26 protein-coding genes and 1 tRNA gene are annotated in these 25,246 nt (G+C 32.4%); 10 read left to right on the top strand and 17 right to left on the bottom strand.

The window, feature by feature from the left end:
* The 3 genes from K5782_RS09620 to K5782_RS09610 all read left to right on the top strand — a co-directional run.
* A partial coding sequence (locus K5782_RS09620; protein WP_297466076.1) for a DM13 domain-containing protein occupies window positions 1–482 on the top strand: 482 nt, incomplete at its 5' end.
* A gap of 112 nt (window positions 483–594) precedes the next feature.
* Entirely contained in the window at window positions 595–1,884 is a 1,290-nt protein-coding gene (locus K5782_RS09615) for a PQQ-dependent sugar dehydrogenase (RefSeq protein WP_297466075.1), read from the top strand.
* Between the two features lie 284 nt (window positions 1,885–2,168).
* Window positions 2,169–2,516: a hypothetical protein gene (locus K5782_RS09610; protein ID WP_007551195.1), complete on the top strand. Its 348-nt coding sequence runs from the start codon at window positions 2,169–2,171 to the stop codon at window positions 2,514–2,516.
* Window positions 2,517–2,598: 82 nt separating this feature from the next.
* Here K5782_RS09610 and K5782_RS09605 read toward each other — a convergent pair whose 3' ends face one another.
* The 3 genes from K5782_RS09605 to K5782_RS09595 form a co-directional block, all read right to left on the bottom strand.
* Window positions 2,599–2,853 carry a hypothetical protein gene (locus K5782_RS09605; RefSeq protein WP_007551194.1) on the bottom strand — a complete coding sequence of 85 codons (255 nt, stop codon included), beginning with the start codon at window positions 2,851–2,853 and terminating at the stop codon, window positions 2,599–2,601.
* 144 nt (window positions 2,854–2,997) lie between these two features.
* Window positions 2,998–3,112 (bottom strand) — tRNA-Met (locus tag K5782_RS09600).
* 81 nt (window positions 3,113–3,193) lie between these two features.
* Complete coding sequence (locus tag K5782_RS09595) at window positions 3,194–4,861, bottom strand: DNA topoisomerase I (RefSeq protein ID WP_297466074.1); 1,668 nt, start codon at window positions 4,859–4,861, stop codon at window positions 3,194–3,196.
* A gap of 147 nt (window positions 4,862–5,008) precedes the next feature.
* Between K5782_RS09595 and K5782_RS09590 the strand changes: the two genes are divergently transcribed.
* Window positions 5,009–6,358 (top strand): AAA family ATPase, encoded by a 1,350-nt coding sequence (locus K5782_RS09590; protein ID WP_297466073.1) that lies wholly within the window; start codon window positions 5,009–5,011, stop codon window positions 6,356–6,358.
* A 61-nt stretch (window positions 6,359–6,419) separates the two neighbouring features.
* Window positions 6,420–6,773: a hypothetical protein gene (locus K5782_RS09585; protein ID WP_297466072.1), complete on the top strand. Its 354-nt coding sequence runs from the start codon at window positions 6,420–6,422 to the stop codon at window positions 6,771–6,773.
* 99 nt (window positions 6,774–6,872) lie between these two features.
* Here the strand turns inward: K5782_RS09585 and K5782_RS09580 are convergent, their stop codons facing one another.
* The 14 genes from K5782_RS09580 to K5782_RS09515 form a co-directional block, all read right to left on the bottom strand.
* Window positions 6,873–7,178, bottom strand: coding sequence for a hypothetical protein (locus tag K5782_RS09580; protein WP_297466070.1), 306 nt, complete (start codon window positions 7,176–7,178; stop codon window positions 6,873–6,875).
* Between the two features lies 1 nt (window position 7,179).
* Window positions 7,180–8,256, bottom strand: coding sequence for a hypothetical protein (locus tag K5782_RS09575; protein ID WP_297466069.1), 1,077 nt, complete (start codon window positions 8,254–8,256; stop codon window positions 7,180–7,182).
* Window positions 8,253–8,666: a hypothetical protein gene (locus tag K5782_RS09570; protein WP_297466068.1), complete on the bottom strand. Its 414-nt coding sequence runs from the start codon at window positions 8,664–8,666 to the stop codon at window positions 8,253–8,255. The genes K5782_RS09575 and K5782_RS09570 overlap by 4 nt, the downstream gene beginning before the upstream one ends.
* A 12-nt stretch (window positions 8,667–8,678) precedes the next feature.
* Window positions 8,679–9,875, bottom strand: a complete 1,197-nt coding sequence (locus tag K5782_RS09565) for a BPTI/Kunitz-type proteinase inhibitor domain-containing protein (RefSeq protein ID WP_297466067.1) — start codon at window positions 9,873–9,875, stop codon at window positions 8,679–8,681.
* A complete protein-coding gene (locus K5782_RS09560; protein WP_297466066.1) occupies window positions 9,872–10,390 on the bottom strand; it encodes a hypothetical protein in 519 nt (172 codons plus the stop codon). The genes K5782_RS09565 and K5782_RS09560 overlap by 4 nt, the downstream gene beginning before the upstream one ends.
* Window positions 10,391–10,393: 3 nt before the next feature.
* Complete coding sequence (locus tag K5782_RS09555; protein WP_297466065.1) at window positions 10,394–11,356, bottom strand: hypothetical protein; 963 nt, start codon at window positions 11,354–11,356, stop codon at window positions 10,394–10,396.
* Between the two features lie 184 nt (window positions 11,357–11,540).
* Window positions 11,541–12,587 (bottom strand): hypothetical protein, encoded by a 1,047-nt coding sequence (locus K5782_RS09550; RefSeq protein ID WP_297466064.1) that lies wholly within the window; start codon window positions 12,585–12,587, stop codon window positions 11,541–11,543.
* The gene (locus K5782_RS09545; RefSeq protein ID WP_297466062.1) at window positions 12,577–13,500 is read right to left on the bottom strand and encodes a hypothetical protein; all 924 of its coding nucleotides are present in this window, start codon (window positions 13,498–13,500) and stop codon (window positions 12,577–12,579) included. The genes K5782_RS09550 and K5782_RS09545 overlap by 11 nt, the downstream gene beginning before the upstream one ends.
* 247 nt (window positions 13,501–13,747) lie before the next feature.
* On the bottom strand, window positions 13,748–13,936 hold the full coding sequence (locus K5782_RS09540; protein WP_297466061.1) for a hypothetical protein: 189 nt from the start codon (window positions 13,934–13,936) through the stop codon (window positions 13,748–13,750).
* Between the two features lie 3 nt (window positions 13,937–13,939).
* Entirely contained in the window at window positions 13,940–14,995 is a 1,056-nt protein-coding gene (locus tag K5782_RS09535; protein WP_297466060.1) for a PEFG-CTERM sorting domain-containing protein, read from the bottom strand.
* A 191-nt stretch (window positions 14,996–15,186) separates the two neighbouring features.
* Window positions 15,187–16,680 (bottom strand): HAMP domain-containing sensor histidine kinase, encoded by a 1,494-nt coding sequence (locus K5782_RS09530; RefSeq protein ID WP_297466059.1) that lies wholly within the window; start codon window positions 16,678–16,680, stop codon window positions 15,187–15,189.
* Between the two features lie 277 nt (window positions 16,681–16,957).
* Window positions 16,958–17,323, bottom strand: a complete 366-nt coding sequence (locus K5782_RS09525; RefSeq protein WP_297466058.1) for a hypothetical protein — start codon at window positions 17,321–17,323, stop codon at window positions 16,958–16,960.
* Window positions 17,324–17,406: 83 nt separating this feature from the next.
* Window positions 17,407–18,411: a matrixin family metalloprotease gene (locus K5782_RS09520; RefSeq protein WP_297466057.1), complete on the bottom strand. Its 1,005-nt coding sequence runs from the start codon at window positions 18,409–18,411 to the stop codon at window positions 17,407–17,409.
* Between the two features lie 143 nt (window positions 18,412–18,554).
* Window positions 18,555–18,926 carry a response regulator gene (locus K5782_RS09515; RefSeq protein WP_297466055.1) on the bottom strand — a complete coding sequence of 124 codons (372 nt, stop codon included), beginning with the start codon at window positions 18,924–18,926 and terminating at the stop codon, window positions 18,555–18,557.
* A gap of 126 nt (window positions 18,927–19,052) precedes the next feature.
* Here K5782_RS09515 and K5782_RS09510 point away from each other — a divergent pair, with 126 nt between their 5' ends.
* From K5782_RS09510 to K5782_RS09490, 5 genes are all read left to right on the top strand, one after another.
* Window positions 19,053–20,717 (top strand): sensor histidine kinase, encoded by a 1,665-nt coding sequence (locus tag K5782_RS09510; RefSeq protein ID WP_297466054.1) that lies wholly within the window; start codon window positions 19,053–19,055, stop codon window positions 20,715–20,717.
* Between the two features lie 327 nt (window positions 20,718–21,044).
* Entirely contained in the window at window positions 21,045–22,070 is a 1,026-nt protein-coding gene (locus tag K5782_RS09505) for a hypothetical protein (protein ID WP_297466053.1), read from the top strand.
* Window positions 22,060–22,785 carry a hypothetical protein gene (locus K5782_RS09500; RefSeq protein WP_297466052.1) on the top strand — a complete coding sequence of 242 codons (726 nt, stop codon included), beginning with the start codon at window positions 22,060–22,062 and terminating at the stop codon, window positions 22,783–22,785. Before K5782_RS09505 ends, K5782_RS09500 begins: the two co-directional genes overlap by 11 nt.
* A 541-nt stretch (window positions 22,786–23,326) precedes the next feature.
* Entirely contained in the window at window positions 23,327–23,734 is a 408-nt protein-coding gene (locus K5782_RS09495; protein ID WP_297466051.1) for a helix-turn-helix domain-containing protein, read from the top strand.
* Between the two features lie 122 nt (window positions 23,735–23,856).
* Window positions 23,857–25,116, top strand: coding sequence for a cation:proton antiporter (locus tag K5782_RS09490; RefSeq protein ID WP_297466050.1), 1,260 nt, complete (start codon window positions 23,857–23,859; stop codon window positions 25,114–25,116).
* Window positions 25,117–25,246: the final 130 nt, after the last annotated feature.

Here is a 25,246-nt window from a genome sequence, read left to right as displayed (position 1 = left end):
AAGATGAATCCATGATGAAAGATGAATCCATGATGAAAGATGAATCCATGATGAAAGATGAATCCATGATGAAAGATGAATCCATGATGAAAGATGAATCCATGATGAAAGATGAATCCATGATGAAGGGCGAACCAATTATGGAAGATATGAAAATACAAACATATGCAGGTACATTTGTTGGTGTAGGTGACGGAATACACGATGCACAAGGAATGGCAAGAACAATTCCATTAAATGATGGAAATAATGTCCTAAGATTAGAAAATTTCAAAGCAACTAACGGTCCTGATTTGTATGTCTATTTGTCTACAGATGACAAAGCCTCTGAATTTGTTAGTCTTGGTAAGCTCAAAGCAAATAATGGAAACCAGAATTATGACATACCAGAAAACACAGATCTTGAAAAATATAGTAAAGTTTTGATCTGGTGTAAGGCTTTTGGGGTTCTTTTTGGCAATGCTGATTTATCTCCCCAATAGTTTTTTTATTTTAATTTATTGATTGTCTTTAAATCCACAATTTAAATTTGAAATACATTTTGTTTAATTTATACAAGATCATGTTTTAATTTGATAACATCAAAGTATTCATGTGCTTAAAATTTTCTTTTTTGTTTTCGGTATTTTTTCAATAGGTTTTGTTTCATTTTCATCTGCTCAAGAATTTCCAGAACTTGGTATTAAAGTCGAAACAGTTGCAGAAAACCTGAAAATACCTTGGGAAATTGATTTTGCCCCTGATGGTAGAATTTTCTTTACAGAAAGAATTGGTAATCTGAGAATAATTGAAAATAATCTAATTTTTGAACCTATAATTTCATTAAAAGTATCTGGTTCTGAAGGAGGGTTACTTGGATTAGCTTTGGACCCTAATTTTGAAGAAAATCATTATTTGTATCTATATTATAGTTATTCAGATTTTTTTGATATCTATAACAGAGTTGTTCGTTATGTTGAATCTGATAATAAATTATCTAATGAAACGATTTTACTTGATAAAATTCCTGGAAGTCAAATACACGATGGAGGACGAATAAAGTTTGGTCCTGATGGAAAACTCTACATTACAACAGGTGATGCCGCAAATTCTAAAGCGGCTCAGAATATAGATTCTTTAGCCGGAAAAATTTTACGAATAAATTCTGACGGTACCATTCCTGAAGACAATCCCTTTCCAAATTCTCCGGTCTATTCTTTAGGACATAGAAATCCGCAAGGAATTGATTGGCATCCAGAAAGCAGAATTTTAGTTGAAACTGAACATGGTCCATCAGGTGAACGAGGAAATGCTCATGATGAGGTTAATGTAATCTTTCCCGGTAAAAATTATGGTTGGCCAAATATTGTAGGTGATGAGACAAGCGTGGATCTCATAAATCCAATTTTACATACTGGTGATGATACATGGGCTCCATCTGGTTCAGTATTTTATAATTCTGATAAAATTTCTGAATGGTATGGAAAATACTTTATCGCAACATTACGTGGAAATCATTTGAGAATGTTGGATTTAGATTTAGAAAATAATTTAGTCATTAGTAGTAATGCATTATTTGATGGAGAGTTTGGTCGTTTACGTAGTGTGAATATGAGTCCAGATGGATATTTGTATGTTCTAACTAGTAATCAAGATGGGAGAGGAACACCAACACATAATGATGATAGGATTTTACGAATTGTTCCATTAGAATTTAATGTAGAAAAAGGAGATGTTTCTCTTTCACCTCTAAAACAACTCCAATCGGGAATTCTGCCTAAAAATGTTTCATGTAAGGAAGGCTTAGAATTAATTTTTAAGATTAATTCATTTCATCCTGTATGTGTTAAATCTGAAAGTATTGCAAAATTAGTTGAACGTGGCTATTCTAGTACCCTCGACTAAATTTTTTGGTATGACTAGTATCATTGTCTACAATCTCTCGTATTTTTCTCTCTAGAGCAACTATTTGAGAATCTCTACAACCCTGAGAGCAAAATTTTGTATTTTCACCTTCAAATGGTTTACTGCAATGCATACAAATTAATTTCAATATTATCTACTTTCAAATGATACTTTTTGATTCTATTATTATTCTATTTGTTCAAAAATGAGCCAATTTGTTACTAAAGATTGCTATTTAAAATTTTTATAGAAAATTTTATCACCTAGAAAGTTTTCTTATAATTATGGAAATTCAACAAGCAGTTGAAAAAATTTTGAAGATCAGTCCATCTGTCAGAATTGTCAGTTTGTGTGATCTGAAAGGCAAATTGGTATTTTCTGCTCGTTCAAAGAAAGTACGGATTTTGGTTTCAAAGAAACAAAGTTTGGCATCATTAAAGGCTGCAGCATATGACTGGAAACAAAGAAAAAAATTGTTGAAATCACTTGGACCATGTAAATACGTAGTTGCAGAATATGATAAAGTCAAGAGGATAGTAATTCCTGCTGGCAAAGATCATATTGTGTATGTAACTACCACTGCTTCATTTGATCATAACAAAGTAATTCGTAAGGTACGTTCATTCAAATAATTACAACGCCTTACTTTTTTCTATTTTTAATTTAGCTAATGCTATACACGCAAACGTATTTTTCGAGGCGAATGGATTTTCTCTAATCGTCGAGTTTTCTTTTCTTAGTTCCTCTTCCTGAACTAACCCACATGCCTTTTGTTGACTTGGATTCAGTAGATGGAATGTCGCTAAATTTTATCTTGCCAGTTCCACGTCCTACGGAAACATACTTGTCTTTTGATTCTGCTTTTTTTGCTTCTTGAATTTTTTTGAATTCAGAACCTGCCCAATTTGAAGAATCATCGACTTCAACAATTCTTGTACCTCTTCCTGATCGTACTTTTATTTTAGCCATTATTTTCACCTATACTACCTGTTTCTTATTAATAAGATTTTGAGCAACATTTATTGAAATTATTTCTAAAATTGTTATTTCTAATTATAATCCTGATATTGTAATCGGTAAGATCAATCCAATTTGATTACATGAAATTATGTGTGCCGGGGATGGGTTTCGAACCCACGACCTCCAGATTATGAGTATTGCCTTTTTTGGAAGAACCGGTAGAGTTTACCAATCAACTGGCACTCTAACCAGGCTGAGCTACCCCGGCATAAAGTATTTCAAATAATTTGAGAAATTAAATGCTACGTATGTCATGTTAAATATCTATTGATGATTTTTAAACAAATTCTTAATTTTTAGATAATTCAGACCATGATACTTTTTCATTTTGTACCCAAAGGAATTTTTTTTGTAATGCTGCAGTGTATAATTTCTCCCATTCTACGCCTACTTCGTTGGTCCAAGCTTTGAAGATACGTGGATCTATGTAGTTTCTTAATGATGTCCCAAGATTGTAATCTTTAGTTTTCTCTGACAAGTCAATTTGTAATTGTAGTTTTTCTGCTCGTTCATTGTGTTTTTCTTTCTGTTTTTTTATTTGTTCATTTAGTGTTTTAATTTTTTTTGCCTTGTTCTTTTTTTGAGCATCAGTTTTTGCTTCTATCTCTTCTGCTTTCTTTAATGCATCCATAGTTTTCTTCCATGGTTGATCTTTTGCTATATTTTTTAGTGTGTCTCTTTTCTTTTGAAGTGCGTCTTCATAGGTTTTTGGTATGGTTCTTTTATGATTGCACATTATAGCTGCTTCCAAATTTGCTAATTTTGCATGATACAGTTTTTCATTAGGTGTTTTTCCTTTTACATTGCCATGCTCTTTTAGATAATTTTTTACCATTGTAGTTGCAAGATAGGTTCTGAAAACCTTGGCAGTTAGTCCACTTACTATGCTAGAATAATATGCATTTACATGTCTTGAAGTTATATCTTCAAAAATCTCATCTTTTGGTTTTTTATTTTGAATTAGTTTTTTTAGATTTTCTTGGAATTGCTTATCGTTGCCTTCTGCTTTGACTGTTTCTTGCCATCTTACACTATCTTTTCCCAGAAAATCAAACTCGATTGTATTTTCTGTAATGTTGATGTGTTCTTTTCTTAATGTAGTAGCACCAACTGTATCTGCCTCATCAGGATCTTTTTCGTCGCCTACTCTCATTGCAGTTCTATAAATCAGATAACATACAGTTGAAATCCTGCTAATTTTTGGATCTTTACTCTTCATGTCTTTTACTATCCTTTCTTTTATTTTCTCAATTTCTTTGGATAACTTTACAGCTTTTTCGTATTTTGCTTTGTCTCTATCTTGTTTTAGTCCTGCTGTATCTGCAAGCCAGACATACTTTCTTTTTTCAGTTAGATAATCTGTCCATCCCGCTAGCCACATCGAATCGTTATCGTGAACAATTTTGCCCCAGTTTCCTTCTGGAACTTTGGCATCTTTGCCAAGATTTAGCGTTACATCTTTAGCAGTGACTCTTGGCTTCCATCTTCCTCTTAGTGGATGATCTCCTCTACCGATAAAAATTCCTGGAGGTTCTGCCATGTAATTTGCAACATCGACCTCTTTTCCATCCATGATTGCTTTGCCATACTTTTGAACAAGTTTTTCTCGTAATTCTTTTCGTTTAAGGGCTAGGGCTTTCTTTTCTTCTTTTGTCATCATCTCTCTGAGATCTTTTTCTTTGTCGACTATTTTGTAAGCATGAGAAAAGTCAATATCTTGATATGAAATATTTTTGAATTTTGCTGGTAATGTTTTAGCAAAATCTTCTGTAAAGTTTTTCTGAAAAACTTTGTCTTGGGCATATGGAGTGTCTTTCTTTTTTGCCCACTGGTATACCATCTCCTCTTGATTGAGATTAAGGTCTACATTCTCTCCTTTGATCTTTATCTTAATTCCATGCGCTTCGTAGGCAGGAGGAAATAATATCCCGTTATGTTGTAGTGTTTTCCATTTCATTTTTCATCAGTTAAAATTGCGGACTTTGACAAAAACTCTATTCTAAGTGTATATCAATTTACCTGAGTTTTTTGATTCGTGTATATTTTTAGGTATGTAATTTATGATATTTTTATATGCGTTTCTAGTGGAGATATTATCATACCGATGGAGAAAAAAGACATTCAAAAAATGATCTCTGAAATAGAAAAGGAAAACTCGATCTTTTCAAAAAAAGCAAATCTTGAGACCCTCTCTTTTCCTCCAAAAATAATAGGACGTCAGGACAAGGCAAAAGAACTAGTGCGTATACTTTTGAGTCATCGCCAGGGATTTGTAGTTCCATATGTTTCAGTGTATGGCAGAAGCGGATGTGGAAAATCTACTGTTGTAAGATATGTATGCCAAAATATAGATGATATTGAATTTTGTTTTGTAAATCTTAGACGAGCAAAGACGGTATTTGGATGTGCTAATCTTATTTTAGCTGAGCTTGGAAAGCAAAACCTCAAGAGTGCTCAAGGAATAAATCTTGCAGTGGATGAGATTGGAAAAACAATCTCAGAAACTCTAGATGGTACAAAAAAGAATCTTTTTGTTTTGGTATTAGATGAGCTAGATGTCTTGTTTTATGACAAAAGAGGACGCCCATCTGATTTTGTATACAAGCTAATTATACTAGAAGAAAAACTTAAAGAAAAAAATCATTTGTTGTGTATAATTGGGATAACTAACAACGTACTATCAGAGTATGATCTTGATGAGCGAGTCCGTTCAAGAATTGGTTCTTCTGAGATATTCTTTGAGGCATATTCTAAAAAAGATGTATTGTCAATTTTGCAAGATCGTGCAAAAAACTCATTTGCAAAACCCGTTGATAATGCTGTCTTGGAGTATTGTGCAAAGATTAGCTCATCAGAACACGGAGATGCACGAAGAGCAATTGATTTGCTTCGAGTAGGAGCCGAAATCGCTAGTCTGAAAAACGAACCACTGTCAGTCATTCACATTGATAGTGCTTCATTACATCTGCAAAAAGATAGAGTCCAGCAGATTTTATCTACTGGTTCTTTTCACTTTAAGCTAGTAGCATCTGCCCTTGCTAGAATTACTTTTTTGTCTGATAATGATTGGCATGCAACATCTAGTATCTTCAAGCAGTATGGCATGATTCTAAACAAGGATGAAAAGCCACTTGGATATAGGCGTGTATCTGAGATCCTGGTGGATATTGCAAACTCTGGAATTGCAGTATCAAACACCAGCTCTAAGGGTCGTGGGGGATATGGCACACAATACAAGCTAACTGTATCTCCTGAGATGATAGGTAAGACTTGTTTTGCCGAATGGTGGGCCGGTGTAGAAAAACGAAAAAAAGAACACGAAATAGAAAAAAAGGATCTTAAAACAAAAAAACAGCTTCATGTAGGTCCTAGTAGACACCTTAAGAATCTAGATAATATCTTGGAGAATTTGTATGAGAAGAGTTGGTCTGACTTTTCTGGACTAGACAAATGATCTTAAAACATGAGCCTAAAGGTAGCAGTATCCTTATTTGAAACATTTCATATTATCATATGTGAATAAAATTGAATTTGACGAGTTTGCCGAAAAAATATTTTCTATTGACAAAAATATCCGATTTGTAGGAATGATTCAAAATGAGAAAATGCATTATCTGATGAAATCTGGAGTAAAATCCTATATGGATAAAGAGATTACTGAAAAATCCCTTAATGATGCTGTAAAAAGATGGCAGTATAGAATTGAATTACAACCGTACATCGGAGATCCATTTTATGCCATGGCAATGTTTGAAAAAATAAAAAGATTCACATTTCCAATCAATAACGGTGTATTGTGTATAAGCACAGAAATTGAAGTCGAAAATGATAAGATAGTGGCCTCAATGTTAGATGAAATAAAAAAATAAGATAAATCTTTTATAATTTAACCCAAATTTGATCTCATCACCAATATAACATTCCATTACTATCCGTATCTTTTTTTGCAGGATCTGTTTTGTGAATGTTCATTTACTGACAAAATCATCTGGTACTGATTTTGTATTTTTCCATATTACAAAAGTAACAATTCCTATTCCAACATAAAGAGTCAATGACCAAAATAACCAGTATGGATCATTTATGGCTTCATCGATTGGAAGATAACCCACTTCAAAATGAGTTCCAGACTCAGTTGGAATCACATTTTGAAGATGCTCAAATGGAAATGGTTGGCTTATGAATATTATCGATATTGGTATGTATCGAAAAACATTTGCTAATCCAAATACAAGCAAACTAACTCCGATTATTGTCAATGGTCTAGTTTTCATATTAGTTCTTTAAAATCAAAAATATGTCATCATATTCATATTCTGGAAAATAATTATCCAAAACTAGTCTCATACCATCTTCTAAAGGCAACGACGTAGAAAAAACTACTTTGAATCCATCTTTGTAAAATGTAAATGAATAAGATGTTCTAGTATTTTTTATTGCATCAACTATTGTAGGATTTGCATAAATGTCGACATTATTTATCCTCCAAAATTCACCATAATGAAATTTTACATCAGATTCAAGAACTTGGTTGTATGTTTTTGAGCAGTCACAAAATGCAGTGGATATTGTGATCATCTTCTCATATCTGTCATCTTTTAGGTAAAATGCAATCTTTCCAGAACCCCTATAGTCTAATGACTGTAGTTTGTGTCCAGTAGAAAGTGTTTCTGGGAAATAGAAATTATTTATTTTGTCTTGAAATTTTTGGCGCATTGTATTTTCCAAGATTGTTCCTTTATCAAATTCCTCTTGGGTTATCTCTCTGCCATATCCAATCACGCCATTGTCTGTCTTTGTGAATTTAGGCGGCTCTACATACAGAAATCCATTCTCATCAATGGTTAGATCAAGATGAGGCAATGCAGTCAATTTGACAGATAAAGGAGTTCCTGCAGAAAGTAATGCACCATCAATCACCCTATACATTCCTCCCTGACAAGGATTCTCTATTATTTGTCTGTCATACCCTGGCCAGTACTTTACAAGACAGGGATCATCAAGTGATTTTGCACTATATGCTCTAAATGCAGAGACATCATTTGCACCGCCTCCCATCCATTCTGGGAGTCTAATTAGCATGAACAGCTGATATGCGTCATGATTTTTGTTATTAGGATAGTAGAAAAATTCCATACTATCGGGTTTCATTGATTTAATTTGAGAAATATCTAAAGATTCAAAGTTTTCTTTTGTAGAATTTGTAATTATTGGAATGTAGCACGTATCACCGATTCTTTTTCCTCCATCATTGTAACACAAGTTATCAAGGGACATAGAATCATAAGCAAATACTACAAGTATTGCAGACACAATAATGATTGGAATTATAATAAATAATCTAATTTTCAATGACATCCTCCTTCATTGGAACCACCAATAAAATCTTCAATTTTTTCCACTGACTCAATAGATAAGATAGATTTACGAAGATCAGGTTCTTTGAAATCTGGATCTGACCACCATGTACCTTCTACTGTAATTTTGACACGGTTCTTTCCAATGTTTTCAAGTGTAATTTCTCTTTGATCAATATCATATACAAAACCAAATTCCGCAATTTTATTTCGTAAAATTTTCTCTAGTGTTTTATAATCGACATCAGAGTTTAGTTGAACTCTCCATACAGTAAAACAGGCCAAGTCATTTTGACCAATTATAGGTTCATGAGAGTAATAGCTATTTTGCAAAATAACAACTCCTGATATTACTCCAAGTAGAACAATGGCAGATGTAAGTACCATGATTGTAACTGTCTTCATTTTCTATTGCTCCTAATTGCATAGATTTTGACATAATTTCATAGTGTCAAAAGGCACTGTTCCTCCACAGCCTCCCCATGTAAAAGATTTGCAGGATTTTGACTCCCAATCAAAATAATATTTCTCAATTGAGGCTTTACATAATCCTCCATCAGGAACATCATAACAAAGTCTTGAGCTTTCTGATGTCATATTTTCTATCTTTATCCAATTTCTTTGTATTAGTTTTGGAACCGATTCGGATAGTACACATGCAGGAGTTTCATCATATTTTTGAATAAGAACTAATTCATCATTACAGTGAATTACTTTGGGATTAATTCCGTCTTTGAATTGTTTTAATGGAGATCTAGTTTCCCACGGTACAGGATAAATTATTTTATCCAATGTGCCTCCACTAAAATTATTTCTAACGATAAAGTCTTTTTCAAGATATGTATCACCAATAATTATTTGAAATACATAATCTCCAATTTCTGAAATAATTAAAGGATTATTCTTGTTAGTTATTTCATACTCAAACTTGTGTAGTATAGTAGGTTCCACCATAACACATCCCTTAGAATAATCTTTTTCCCATACAGTTGAATTATGCAAAACATCAATAATCTTCGCAGTCCAAGAATCGCACATGTCATAACCAGACTTTTCAACTGAAATTAACAATGGAACGTTAGGATTATTCCTGTAATCTAGTCCAATTATTTCATATGATGTTTCATCACTTCCAATATGAAGTAAAAATGATGTTCCCATAAAGTTAGGAATTTTACCTTCTTCATGCCAGACACCTACAAGGTTTACATCATACTTGCTTGATGGAGCATTTTTTGAAACATGCACAGTGACATTGAGAATATGGTCTTTCCCATTGAGAGTAATTTGGTTTGGTTCAAGTTGAATATTCACTCCTGGAGGAAATACGATTTTTCCCATCTGGTCATTATTTACTGTTGCATGAAAATCAACTATTGTCCCATCAGATACTCTTGAAGATATTATCAGAGGGAATGTAGAAGTTTTCCCATTGCTTACCTCAAAGTGTGTCTTTGCCTCATCAACATAAAATAAAATTCCATCATACATTATTTCATCTGCCAAGTTAAATGAAAAAGGCGCTATTGATCTTGCATCTACAAATTGATTTGAAGTTACGGAGATAGATATGCCAATAAATAACACGATTAGGAACAAGTATCTAGTTTTCATTTTCTTTTTCTCCAAACAACAATACTTGGAATTATTATGACAACAGATATTGAAATAATTATAGTTCCTAGGTCATATTGAGTTAAAATATTATAATTTTCTCTGTAATGTTCTACTAGACCATTCTCATCTTCATGGGAATATTCGCTAAAACCAGTGATTTGTTTTGTACTGCACATATTAGTCATCCCACGTATTCCTTCTCCATTGTACGTAAAGACCTGATAGGTTTCACCAACATTGTAATTTACTGCACAACTACTAAGCTTAGTCTGTTTAATCATGTATTCATTAGTAGACGAGATTCCTTTTTGTGGAAAAGTGATGTCAAAATAAACTTCTTCATAGATATCGTTTTGTATGATTTTTGTAACAGTTCCCTGAAATGCAGAACTTGATTCTATTAAAGTTCGTAAATAGTCAGGATATACATTACAAGAACAAGCATATGCATTATTAGGAATAAATGAACCCAATAACAAAAAACCAAATATCATAAAAAGTCTAGTTTTCATTTTCTAACCAGATATTGGGTACATTGGAATTATTTGTACCAGTTTAGACATTGCAGTAATTGGAATTACCAGAGTATTAGATGAAATGCTAGGCCTGTCATTTCTAAAAGCAACTTCCAATCCATCTACTAACACTATAAAATCACCATCCCATCCAAGTTTTTTTTCACCAATTATCTCTTTTGAGACAATAATGAAAAGATGACCGTCATGAGATGATTTTAATTTAATATTCAAATATCCTGCATCTTTTTCTTTTTGAATTGAATTTATGACTGCTCCGTATATTGAATACCATGTAGGATATTTTGAGTTGTTATGAGTTACAAGAAAAGATGAAGAACTTTTAATTTCGGATTCTATTGGAATAATTTTTGTCCATCCTCTTTGAATTAATTTTGAAACCGTGTCTGGATTTACACAAGACACACTCATGGCACTATATTTGAAAATTCTAGTCTTTGTGTCATTGCATGCTATGTTTGAAAATGGAACACCTGATTGGATCTGTTTTAGCGGCGGTGCAAACTTTGACTCATATCCATGAGAAGAACCACAATACTGTGTTGGGAGTGGGTATACTAGTTGACTAGATCCTATAATTTCTAGTTTTACTGCTCCCTTTGGTAAATTTACATCAATAATGCGGTGAGTAGAAGTGTCAGTTACATTGGCATTTGGCTCAACATTGTTGATTAACATAAGAAGTGTATCAGACTCACAGTTTCCCAATAATGCATCAATGATTTTTCTTGGAACCTGAATCGATGCTGTACCCTCACTTGATGTGGTTGTGGTACCCATGAGAATGTTTGAATCACTTACTTTACAAAATTGAATTAAAACATCATCAATTACAGTATACGATATTTCAACTGGAATGCATTCTTGTTCATTTGCTTGAGCATCATTTGTAGAAACGAGTGCAATACTGCCTAGCAATAATAAAATGAAGACGTATTTCATATCTACTTTTCAGAAGCGGTAAGAGATTCATAAAGTGTTCTAGCATTTTGTTCTCGACATCAAGGGTAAAATCATTTCTTTTCTTTACATCATAACGGTAGTTGCAAAAAAACAGGTACAGTCCTATCCAAAATCCAAGAATTAATGATAATGTTTTCCAATGTCTAAATAACCATTTTTTCATTCAGGGTTTTTCAATGATTATTGGGATGTCAAATGGTATTAGTTGTTCAGCCCTTGCTTTGTAATACTCTCTTGCATTTGGCAGTGCATCAAATATTGCTCTGTTAAAGTCAATCATAATTCCATCATTGTTTGACCACATACCACCCCAAGGTATTTCAGAGTTTTGTAAAATGGCAATTCCAATGTTTTCCTTGTCTTGAAAAGTTAGTTTACCCATATCATCAGGTATGATATGGATTACACCGCCACCCATATGATCAGATGCTATACTTCCAGGAACTGGTAATGTTCGAGAGTGCCACTCATAAACACCATAATTTTCAAAATTCATCGTTGCAGTAGTTAGAGGTAAAACTGTTGGACCATACCAGTTTGGATTTTGCCAGTCACCATCACCTTGAATTCTAATTGGCACTAGTGCATTGTTTTGAAAATTAACAGCAATCTCAGAGTTTCCACTAATAAGAAAATTTCTCGGATTTACTTCAGGCTCATTATTTCTTCCATAAATGATAATTGTGTTGTTTTGACTCAATATTGATTCTAGTGGTAGTTCTTTACTTGTATCAAAGAATTGTAATTTAGTTATGTGTATAGGCTCATTTACTGTTGCCCTCATAGTCATACCCGATAATCGATATGTATTGCCATCAGTACTATTGACAAATGCCTCAAAGCCTACATGTGGAGGCAACGAAGTTAACATCATCCCACTATGGACTTTAAAATCAGAATTTGTGAGGTGGATGTTGTGTTTTTCTAGGTGATGAATCATTTCATTTTTAATAACAAGGGCTCCGAGATTTACAAAAAATGAATCTCCATGTATGGCATGGTATGACATTAAACTATCATTGCTTTCCTTTTGCCATTGTGAAATATTTTTACCAAGATAGGTGTCATCGATTATTTGCACAGTATCCTGATAGTTAAAACGACCACCAGATTCATTATTTAATTCAACATATCTGTTAGATATCAGTGCAAGTATTATAATTACTAAAAGTACAATTGCAATTAATATTATTTTGTATCTAGTTTTCATTTTTTGACTCGGCGTATTCTTTACAATTGTATTTTTCTAATTTTGTTGCTAGATCCTCTTGTGCAAGTTCTAACTGGTGAATTTTTTGATAATAACAGTGAAACTCAATATGATCAAGATTGTGTTTATCATCAAAAAATAACTTCATTCGAACTTTAAATCCATCATCACTTCCTGCAACATAGGAGATATGATCATCTCTTACCTCTTCTATTGTATCAGGATATGTTGCATAAAATGCCACAACTTCAGGTTGGTTTTTGTAACGCACTGACAGAGATTCTTTCATATCCGAATCCAAAAACATCACATTGGAGTCAATTGGTTTCAAGTCTAGTTTTTTTGCAGTGTTCAAATCAATACAAGCTAATTTGTCATTATTTCGTTTAACCAAATAGTGAGTTGAAATTTTACAGATTATATCATCAAGTGGAATGGCGTCTTTAATTTGCTGTTTTAATGAGGGTCTATCCATTACAACAAAGTCATACTGGTGAGTAATGACTTCAATCAGAGGGTTATCAAGAGCAGTAAATGTTGCAGTTATTTTAAACTGACCTGGATATTCGGGAGTCCATGTAAAACCATCTTCCATCCCATTAAATATTCCAGTAGATGGTTCTAAAATTGAATTTCCTTCAATTTTTTTCAGAATATTATTCTCAGGTTTATTTTTGTCAATCATTTGCAAAAATAATTTAATATCTTGGGGTATGTCTAATGCGTTTTTGTATTCAATATAGAACCAATATTTTTCACCTACATACAGCTGATCAACCAAATTTCCACCTTCCTCTGTATCAAACAATCCAAATGTAACAATCTCAACAGCCTTTGAACCTTCAAGCATTGAATAACTTGTAGGAATTAGAAATAATGTAAAGATAATTGCAAATATTGCAAGATATTTCATATTCTCGGTAACACGTCCTGATCTTTTTTGTTTCTAGTAGAATGTCTCACCAGTGTATTACAACATGGACATCTGATAATCCATTCTTCAAAATAATAGTCACAATTTCTACAAAAACTACCTCCATCTTGGTATATGGTACTCTTACTTCCATGTGAGTATTTCTTACAGATATTCTTGCATTGATTCACATATGATTTCAAAAATCACAAGTTCATAAGTTCTTCTAATGTTTTGCATCTAGATCTCATTTTCTTTTCCATTTCTTGAATTTTAATATTATAAAAGAACTTACAATTACAATCGACATTGCTAAAACAAAGTATCCAAACAGATTTGGCTCATCAGGATTTTGTGTCAAAAGTTGATCCTGTGCATGTATTGGCACTACAAAACCCATTACAATTAACCATACAACTAAAAGTCTAGTTTTCATTTTCTATTTTAAAAGAGATTTATTTCTTGTAAGAACAATTGGTAGAATAGAAACAGCTAAAATCACCAATACTATTGATTCAAACTCTGGAATTGCAGATGTGCCTATTATCTGAACTGTGTGATTTCCAGCAGGTAATAAGAAAAAAGTTGAAGAATAACCTAGGATGTGTTTTTGTTCAATATCTGTCCTAATATTTCCATCTACTATTGTAGTCATGTTGCCATCTAGAAATTCATGAGGTATTTTTATATCAAAACGAACATTGTCTTCAGCTGGATTCTCAACAAACGCAGTCAATGATTTGCCTTGCTGGTCAAAAACCATATTATGAATTGAAAACTCTATACCTTCTCTAGTAGGATGACCAAAAGTTATCTCAAAATCTTTTCCTTCAGCAGTGATTATTTTTTTAGTGTCATGATTTAACGGAAATATGTGTACGTTTCTTCTTTTTTGATCTTCTACTACTAATTTGTAAAATCCTTTTTCAGTGATGGTAAATAAATCCGTAAATTGACCCAACTCATTTGCGGTAACTTGTTTTTGAAAAACTTGAATACCGTGTGGATTTATCAAAGTAAGGGTTAATTTTGAATACGGTTCAATTGGATTATCCCACCTATTAGATTCAGTAAAAAGTTGAATGGTATCTCCAGATGTTGCATCCTGTAAATTTGGAACGCTCGAAAATCGAATTAGATCAGTTGGGTATGTGTCCCCAATTCTAAATATCGTTCCTGCTACATTTAATGGGTTATTTTCTACCATCATTGCAACTCGATAAAACGATAACGAGTCTTCATTTTTTGGACTCGTGTACTCTACTAGAACAATTCCCTCGTCATTAGGAGTGTAAATCTTATCATGCACTATGGAATCATCATAATAGAAAATTTTGATATGTAATTTTTCACTTGGTTGAATTTGAACTTTGAGCCAATATGTCTCACCTGGATTCACATATTTGGTTCCATCCCATGACGACTCAAGAATACATATCGAGACACAGTTTGTATCGCCATAAGCAATTCCAACAAATCCAATCAAAATTATCAAGATTATAAAAAATTTCATAATATAATTAACAGATTCACAGGAAGTTCATAAATTGTTCTAGACTTTGGTACGAATCTGTATAGGCTTGAACCATTTTTGTAGATAGAAAAAGATTTGATTCTACTTCACAGGAATTCGTCTGCCATTTTGGTAATAAAAAAAAGATGCAGATAGACGTGAAAATTAAATTCTCATATGGAAGGTATCTGAATGTGAATTTCTGACCCTTTGTCTATTCCATTTGAATCTGCCCAAATTTTGCCATTATGTTTTTCTATAATAAGTTTGGATAGTGACAAACCTATGCCTGTTCCTCCATGTTCCCTAGTTGATGTGGTGTCTACTTGGTAATATTTTACAAATATTTTGTTTATGTTTTCTTTTGAAATACCTATTCCGTTGTCTTTGATAATAATGTGAATGTTGTTTCTAATCCTATTTGTTATTACCTCAATTCTGCCTTCTTGCTTTGGACAAAAATCAATTGCGTTGCTTAGTACGTTGATTATGACCTGATTTATTCTATCTTTATCACAATTACACATAAGATTTTTCTCCAATGACTCTACAATTGTAATTTTCTTTTTATCAAATTCATCTTTTAATTGCTCTATGCCATCTTTGACAATTAATGATATGTCATTTATTTCCATATTGAATTTCAATTGATTTGTCCCTATTCCATTAATGTCTAGAATATCAGTGACTAGATTTTGCATCTTTATGCAGCTATTCTTTATTCTCAATAGTCGATCTATTTGATTTTGATTCAAATCTCCAAAGTGTTTTGATAAAAGTAAATCTACATATCCGATTATTGGAACTAGTGGTGTTTTTAACTCATGTGTGATCATGGCTGAAAAATCATTTTTCATGATGTCAATCTTGTTCAATTCTATTACCATCGTCTTAAAGTCATGTATCAATTCCTTGATCTCATCTGGTCCATGCGCTGCAATGTTTACATCAAAATTCCCTGCGGCAATCTGTTTTACCGATTTTTTTAAATCATTTATCGGCGTTGCTAGTCTTTTTGAAAAAAATATCCCTAGAAAAATAGACAGAAACACCAAAATTGGAAAAATAATCTCTAATACTATCGTACCTTCTTTTGTCACTCTATCTATGTTTGAAGAAAGTAACAATGATGTATTTTCTAGTGATTTTATACCATCGTCATATTCTAAATTGTTATTTTCTGCATGAAGCTTTAATGAATCAATGTATAGTGATTTTTGCTCGGTATACTCATCGCTTTCCAAAATTGATATGGCTTGTTCGTATTTTCCTTCATCTGTTAATTGTATTGCCTCTTTTTCCATGTTGACAAGTTGAATATTTATTTCATTTAATTCCAAAAAAATACTGTTGTTTGCATTTCCATATGGCTCTTTGATTAGTTTATCTAACATTGGTTCAATTTGAAAATATCTTAATTTCCATTTTTCATCATGAGTAAAAGCATAATTCCTTGCGGACTGTGTTAAAACTTCGTCATAATATATTATCAGTCTATCACTTTCTAAAATCGACGCTTTAGTTTTAAAATCATCAATTGATTCTGGTACTGTAGTTTTGAGTGAATCTATAATTGTAACAAACTGATATAGTGAAATTACTCCAATGACTCCTGATATTGCAGTAATTATAAGAAATCCTAGAATTAGACTTTGTGAAAATTGCATATCGTATTATTTTCATATTCATTGATGAAACAATCAATGTAAAATTATGATTTAATTGGTTAACGATAGTATACTTCTAAAATTATTGGATTTGAACCTTTTTTGGGTACAAAAATGACCTCGTGAGAATTTGTCTATTAAATGGAGATAGAAATAGATGAAATCCTATATGCCAAGAATTGTTGACTGGAAGTTATTGTTTCTCTAGTGCATCATGTTGTCCATTGGAAACTTAAACCCAAATCTAGAATAATTTTGAGTATTTTACGTATACCTATCACCTGTGAAAGTGTTTTTGTATTTCATTTAATGCTCGGCTGATCATGTCATCATTATCTATGTCGATCTCAGTACTTATGCAAACCAATCCATCTTTTATCGGAAGTGTGAATCTTTTTGTTTTTTCATACATGGCCATTGCATAAAATGGATCACCAAGTTTTGAAACATATTTTTTTCTAATTTCCCATCTTTTCATTGCATCTGTCAAAGCTTCTTCTGTTTCTTCTTTAGTGAGGTAAGATGTCGTACCTTGTTTCATTTTATAGTGACTGACTTTATCGTCCACAATTCCTACAAAACGTATTTTTTTATCTATTGAAAATATTCTGTCTACAAGCTCATCAAATTCCTGCTCATTCAACTCTTTTTGTATGTAATGTGACTTAATAAAATTTGAGCATAGTTAATAACATATGAAAAACATTCCACCAATCTATATCCCAATCATATGTCACATGTAACTTCGCTTTTTTCCCCACCATCATACAGTAATGTTATGGCATCAATATCGCAGCTAGAGATGTATGGGTAATCTGTTTCAATTTTGGGATGCATCAAGTCTTCAGGTGCAGTAGAGTGTGCCAATCCTAAAGCATGCCCAAGCTCATGTCTCAATATGGTTTCAAACTGGGCATTTGATAACTTGTCTACTTCAAATATTGTGATCTCTGATTTCAGTATCTGATTTTGTGTGTCATCTGCAATTGATTTAGTATATCCAGAATACCCATCACCATTTCGCTGAGAGGTTAGTTTTATTGTAATGTCTCCTTCTCCTTTGATTGATTCTATCAAGTTGAATTTTTTAGGAATATGAAATTCAGTAGGATTGTTTATGCTCCCAAGTGCTCCTGCCCAGCCAATATAATATGTGGATGTAGTACCTTTGACCCCTTTATGCAGTAACGAATTGTCAATTTCAATTGATTCTTCTGAAAGAAGTACGGTTCTTACAATTTCCACTTTATCAGGGTACTTTATGCCATCGATCAGATTAACATCTATTGTGGCTCCATCAACTAGTCTCCATGAAAGCCACGTATCTATTGTATCGCCTCTAAGATTCTGTATCACATAACCAGATCTCACATCACCAAGATTTGTCATGCGGTACTCACTTCCTATCAAATCTGCCACAAGCAAAGAGTAACCAAGAGAAACTATGGAAGTGATCATTACTGCGCCAATGATTATGGATATGTTTCTTTTTGTTAGTTTTGCATTTTTTTGTTCTTCTTTCATAATCGATTTTTCTAGAATTTTTTTTGTTTGTTCAAGTTCTCTAGTATTGTGATTTAATGTATTTAGTTCTTTTTTTAGGTGTTCTTTTTCTTTTAGAGAAATTTTTGATTTTCTTTCGATAATATTGTTAATTTCTTTTAGAATTGCTTTTTCTTGTTCTAGATCTTTAATCTTGTCTTCTAATTGATCTTTGGTATCATCAGTCATAGATACCCCTCAAAAATTCACTACAATTGCAATCTTTATCTGGTTGTTATTTGTGTAAATAATTTTAGATTTTGGTTCTATGTTTGATAAAAATAGCTTTTTTGGTAATACCTTCTCAACATATAACCTGATTATGAACATGCTCAAGAGTTTTTAATCTCAATATTCTCAATATATGATACTAATTCATCAGGATCTATAGGCTTGGTAAGACATGAATGTACTCCCATTTTAATTAGTTCTGTAAAATCATTATTTGGTTTTGATGATGCAGTAAAAATAATAATTTTTTGATTGTGTATTGTATTTTTTTCAACTAGTGCATTGATCACGTCAATTCCAGAAAAATTAGGCATTGCCAAATCCAATAATACTGCGTCATAATGTTGGTTCTCAATCATGTTTAATCCATTTCTGGCATCATTTGACGTGTGACATTCATGGTTACTTAGTCTTAAATATTTTGAAAGCAGTTCTGTTATATCTTTATTGTCATCTATAAGTAAAATTTTCATAACTTAATATTGTAAGTACGAATATAAGTATTTATGAAATATCGTGAAATATTATATATTTAACTTAACATCAATTTTACAACAATGATCGTTTTTATCTATTAGTCAATTCATGATACATTGAAAATGAAAATTCCACCCATAATTTTTGTTCTTATTATAATTGAGATTGCAATATTGATTACTGCATTTTATTTTGGAACGCAAATAATAGAACTCCAAAAATCAAACGCCGTTTCTAGATTCTCCAATCAAGCTGCACTATCAATAAAAAATATTGAAACTCAGATAAAAAGCGACATCAATGTAATTGAAGTAACTCGAAATTTACCAATCGTGAAAAACACTGAATATTCAAATCACATATCTGAGGAATACAAGGGAATTCCTGATACCTATGATCTAAAGAAAAGAGAACTTGCTAATCAAATTCTCAAAACTTATCCTGAATTTGAGTTTATAACATTTCATATGCCAAACGGTGACTTTTACATAATGGAACCATATTCAGATCAGCTAAATGTAACACGATTGAACTTTGCAGATAGAGATTGGTACAAGGGAGTAATGGATACAAAATCAACATATGTAAGCGACGTATACAACTCTACAACCCTTAAACGAAACGTGGTTGCAATCAGGACACCTGTATATGACGATGCAAATACATTGATTGGCATCTGGGGAGGTTCGTTAAAGTTACAATTCCTTCAAGACACAATTTCCAATTTAATATCCCAAAATAACTTACAAGTTATCTTTTATGACCAATACAAGAAAAAAATACTAGACACATCTTCAACACAAAATTATGATGAATCTTTTTTCAATTCATACATAGATCATGCAATATCTGGTCAAAAAAACACAATACTTGAAAACGGTCTGATAATATCATACAGTCCAATCAGAGTAGGATCTGTTAATTGGGGTATGATAATTGTGCAGCCACAGCAGGATTTGTTTTTCTCTGCAATTGTTACTCAGGGACTTGTTGTATCCATGGTGGTGATATTTAGCATAATTCTTGCAGTTTCAGGCTATTTTGCATATACAATGACCCAAAAAAATAGTAGACTATTAATCGAATTAGAACAGGTGTCTTTACACAAAGATGAATTCTCTGCAATGATCTCACATGAACTAAAAACACCACTTGTACCAATAATCGGGTATTGTAAAATGCTCTCCAAAAAAGATATGATTGGTAATCTCAACAAAGATCAGCTAGAAGCTGTTGAAACAATTTCAAGAAATGCAAAGAGACTGGAAAAATTAATTCGAGATATTTTGGATGCAAGAAAACTAGACATAAATAAAATGACATTTACAAACAAAGATTTTTCAATACGTGAATTTTTGATAAAAATTGAATCCAGTTACAAAAACATATTGAGTGAAAAAGGAATAAACTTTGAAATTAATTCAACAATTGAAGAAACAACACTTAATTTAGATGAACATAGGTTACGTCAAGTATTTGATAATATCATTGAAAACGCAATAAAATTTGTTCCTGAACACAATGGAAAGATATCGGTTAGTGCAAGAAGAGAAAATTATGTCATATTATTTTCTGTTACAGATAATGGTACTGGAATACCACCTGAAAAACAATCAGGCCTGTTTCGTAAATTTTATCAAGTTGATACTAGTGAAACAAGAAATTTTCAGGGCAGTGGGCTTGGATTATCAATATGTAAGGGAATAATAGAATCTATGAATGGTAGCATATGGGTTGAAAGTGACGGCAAAAATGGAACAACATTTTACATTGAATTTCCATTGTAATTGAGTATATTGCGAATCTATTTTTTTATAAATTTTTAAAATATCTATAATCAAGTAATTTCTTCCTGTAATCGTACAAAAAGTGTACGATAGGATCGGGTTTTTTCAAATCAGTTAAACATACTATATTTTGTTCACATCAAATCTTTTATTTTATGTCAATTATGATGTGACTACAATTTGGGTTCAAATTAGCTTTACCGCATATGGCGCGGGAGTTATAGACAGAGCCCTAGAAATGTCACAAATCGGACTAGCAATAGATTAGAAGAACTTTTCAAGGATTAGTAACGAGTTTCATACAGTATGAAGTATTTTGTGATTCTCTTGTTTTTACTGATTATAATTATTCCAACTGCTCTAGCTGTTCCTCAAATAATATCCGAAGAATCAACCCTCAAATTCATTGATTTTTCATATGCCCATACAGTTGGAGTACCAATACAATTTATTTTAGAAAAGGCGATAAATGCTGATTGTAATTCCTACAATGCAAAAATAACCGATGAGAATGGAAATTTCATTTTGGGTTGGGGTGAAGAAATATCCTGTGATCCTGATTCTGTTCCAAATCCAGTACAAACCAAAATTGGATACAAAGAAAATAAACCCATAATCATTAACGAATCTGGAAAATATTATCTTGAAGTAGAATTTGTTGATGCATTCACTAAGCAAGAATTTGTAGTCAGGCAAAACCATGGAGGAGTAAATATTGCCAATACAGATTATTCAGATTCACAAAAATTTCCTCCGCCCCTAAAACAAGTCAAAGATGGAGTACCAATCAATTTAATCAAATGCAACGAATCATTACAGCTAGAATGGAAACTAGATTTACAACCCATTTGTGTTACAAGTGAAATTGCAGGAGAATTAATCAAAAGAGGAGCAATCAAACTTCGACTTGGAATGCCTGCTGAAGAGATAACCCAAGAAAGACTATGCGTCTGGTATCCTGAAAATCCCCTAATCCAAAGACACTGTGATTGGGAAACTAACATCCTGTTTACATTCAAAGATGAAGGATTAGTTCCTGCATATGATGAAATACTACGTTTGTATGCAATGGAGAAAAGACAACTATTTCGAGATTTCCAATTTGATACTCAAGAAAAATACGGTTCTGAACATATGTGGGAATTATTGCCATCCCATTATAGAGGATATGATTATCATCGAGACGCTTTAGAGTTTGGAATACATCATGAAGTATTTGATGAAGAATCTGCTCCAAAATATGTTAAATTTATCCGAAGTATTGTTGGAGAAAATGTGAATCTTACTGTCAGACCTGCTTACCCTATAATACCTCAATCTTTTACTACTGGAGAATTAGAAAATGAGAACTAGGTTTTTGATAATTTTTGGAGTTATTCTGACCTCATTTATTTTTCCTAATGTTGATGCTAGTTGTGAAAAAAATGTGGGCTCAGCTGATGAATCATGTACTCCTGCTGAATTATTAGAAATTTGTGACACTATGTGGAGTCCAAGATATGACGGAAGTCCAACGTCGGGTAATGTTTTTTGTGGGGTGGTTTATGATTTAGATTTAAATGAAGATGACATTAGAAAACTAGGAATTCATCTAGATTGGGAAAACTATGTAATGGAATCTGCAAAAGATTTCATAGATGATTGGGGGTTTTATCAAGATCATGCAATCCCCGATACCTTGCTAATTTATCCCTCTATTAGTATGAGGGATTCTTTGCCTCCAGATATGAAAGTTCAGATTTCATTTGATTATGTTGTTGATGAATCTGAAATCAAAAGATTTGATGAATCTATGAATGTGTACATAAAGTATAATCGTGAAATAATTCCACTACCTGAAAATACTTGGGTGATAATGCCATCCCATGAATCTGAATCACCTCCCACTAATCAATTAGATGAAATGTGTAGAAATAGTCAAGTGCTTTGTCAACCTAGAAACATAATACACGGTCCAAATATTTTGACACCTAAAAATAATTTAGAGGATATACTTTTGGCTTTGCTTGTTGGGAGTATCGGCATATCTTTTATTCTTGGAATTATCTATTGGTGGAAAAGAAAATGAAAACTAGAACATTGACTATCTTTGCATTACTGCGTCTATTTTATTGCCCAAAATGATGATAGAGTCCTATGATGTGGAATTAGAATGATTTCATAATAAATAAAACAAAAAATCACTGACACTGGAATCACTTGGATTGATACATGTGGAAAAAATTGAACTAATTAACCATCAAAAAAGTAAATTCTATAGGAGTAATATTCGTGAAGCTTAGATCTGTATTAAAAAATTTGAACCCATTATCCATCTGGTACAAAACAACTCCATTACTAAATAATCATTTTTTACACATATCTCCGTCATTTCCATTATTCATTTGATATAATCCTAAAATTACTTGAAAAAAAAATAAAAATGATAATGATTACTCATTTGAACAATCACAACCACTCTTACTGTCACAAGAACAGTTACAAGTGCATACGCACTTACATTCATTTGTCATATTATCACCTCCAATCATTTTATCATAGTAGATATAGAAAGTTAAGTTAATAAGTTAGAAAGTAATCAAAACTGTAGTAGGTTAGGTTTTGTTAAGTTGCCAAGAATAATTGATTTTCTTTCTGATGAATGTAAGTGTGAACCAATCGATAATACCTTCAGGATTATAGGAAAAAAATTCACAATCCACATTTTGAGAAATATGGTTGTTTTAAATCAACATCGATTCAATGAGCTACTGAATTCTATTGAAGGAATTAATCCAAACACTCTATCTACTAGATTACATGAAATGGAAAAAGGCAATTTGATAGAAAAAAAAATTTTCAATGATAAACCAATTAGAATTGAATATACGTTGACTAAGAAAGGCAAGGCTTTACAACCTATCTTAGAAGAAATGGCTAAATTTTCAATAAAATTTTGTTGTGATGATATATTCAAAGATGCAAAACCACGTACTGTTCGTCAGGTTTATGGGAAAAACTTACCCATTATACAATAAAAGAAAATATTAGAAAAAATTCACACAAGAAAATCTTTTTTTACTTATTTTCAAGTATTAATTTTAGATACTATGTCTGATATCTGATATTAGTTTAATTAACATCATATTCATAGATTAGCGTGGAATTTGATATTATTTCCATTCTTGGATCAATAGCAAATAAGATTCTTGCAGAGCCTACTCATTCTGAATTGATTGTTCAAGATTTTGCAGTCATAATGATAATTGCATCTGTCATGGCACTCATTTCATTTAAGCTAAAACAACCAATGGTAATTGCATATATCGCTGCAGGAATGATAATTGGTCCATACACCCCTCCTTTTAGCTTAATTACAAATCTGGAGATCCTCAATGTTTTTGCAGAAATTGGAATTATTGTATTGCTATTTGTAATTGGAATGGGATTTCCTATAGAAAAACTGAAAAACATTGGAAAAAAGGCAACAATTATCGCATCTGCGGAAGCTTTAGGAACTTTTGCGTTAGGTTATTTCGCTGCTCAGGCAATGGGCTTTTCTTCATTTGATAGCATGTTTGTAGCACTTGCCATTTCTGTAACAAGCACTGTGATTGTGATGCGCGTTTTAGAAGAAATGGGATTAGTTGATGATAAATCATTTAATCTTATTGTGGGTGTTTCGATAATTGAAGATATAATTATAATTTCTATGTTAGCTGTTATACAATCCGTTGTAGCTACCGAACAGTTATCTTATACTGAAGTCGGTGTGGCGATTGGATTTGTTCTTGCATTCATAATTGGAGCAATAGTGGTAGGAACTAGAACTGTTCCATATTATGCAAGAATTGTAAGAAAAACCGGACATAATGAATTCATACTTGTAGCGATGCTTGGTCTTGCGTTTGGATTATCAGTGCTTGCCTTTAAGCTTGGAATATCCGTTGCTACTGGTGCTTTTTTTGCAGGTGTTCTTGTAGCTGGAACTAAAATAGGAATTCCTACAAAAGCAATGGCTATACCAATCAGAGATATGTTTGCAGCTTTATTTTTCATATCTGTAGGTGCACTCATGGATGTTAAACAACTACCATTGTTTATTCTACCAGCTATTGCACTTATTCTAGTATCAATATCTTCTAAATTTTTTACTGTTTGGATTTCTGCTAAACTGTTAGGATTTAATAAAAAAATATCTTTTCGTTCAGGAGTTGGATTGTCTTCATCAGGGGGAGAGTTAGCGTTAGTTGCTGCAAAAGGTGGTGCCGATGTTTCTGTAACTAGCTCAATGTTATTGCCGCTTGTTGGTACTATGACGATAATTACAACATTTCTTTCACCCTATATTATCAAATATGGATGGAAGTTTTCTGAAAGATTTGGAAAAGATGAATCGGCAGAAAAAGTGTCAAGCTAATTAGTTTCATGTGTAGGGAAATTAAAACTAGATTTTGATTTTCATGCTTATCTGCACCTAACATACATTAAAATCAACAGGTGTATTTCTATTCAAAAATTTTTAACAATTCTATGTTTTGCCCTAACCC

It is taken from the genome of Nitrosarchaeum sp. (assembly GCF_025699065.1).
In the GTDB taxonomy this organism is placed as follows: domain Archaea; phylum Thermoproteota; class Nitrososphaeria; order Nitrososphaerales; family Nitrosopumilaceae; genus Nitrosarchaeum.
This window is presented reverse-complemented; position numbering and strand designations above follow the sequence as displayed.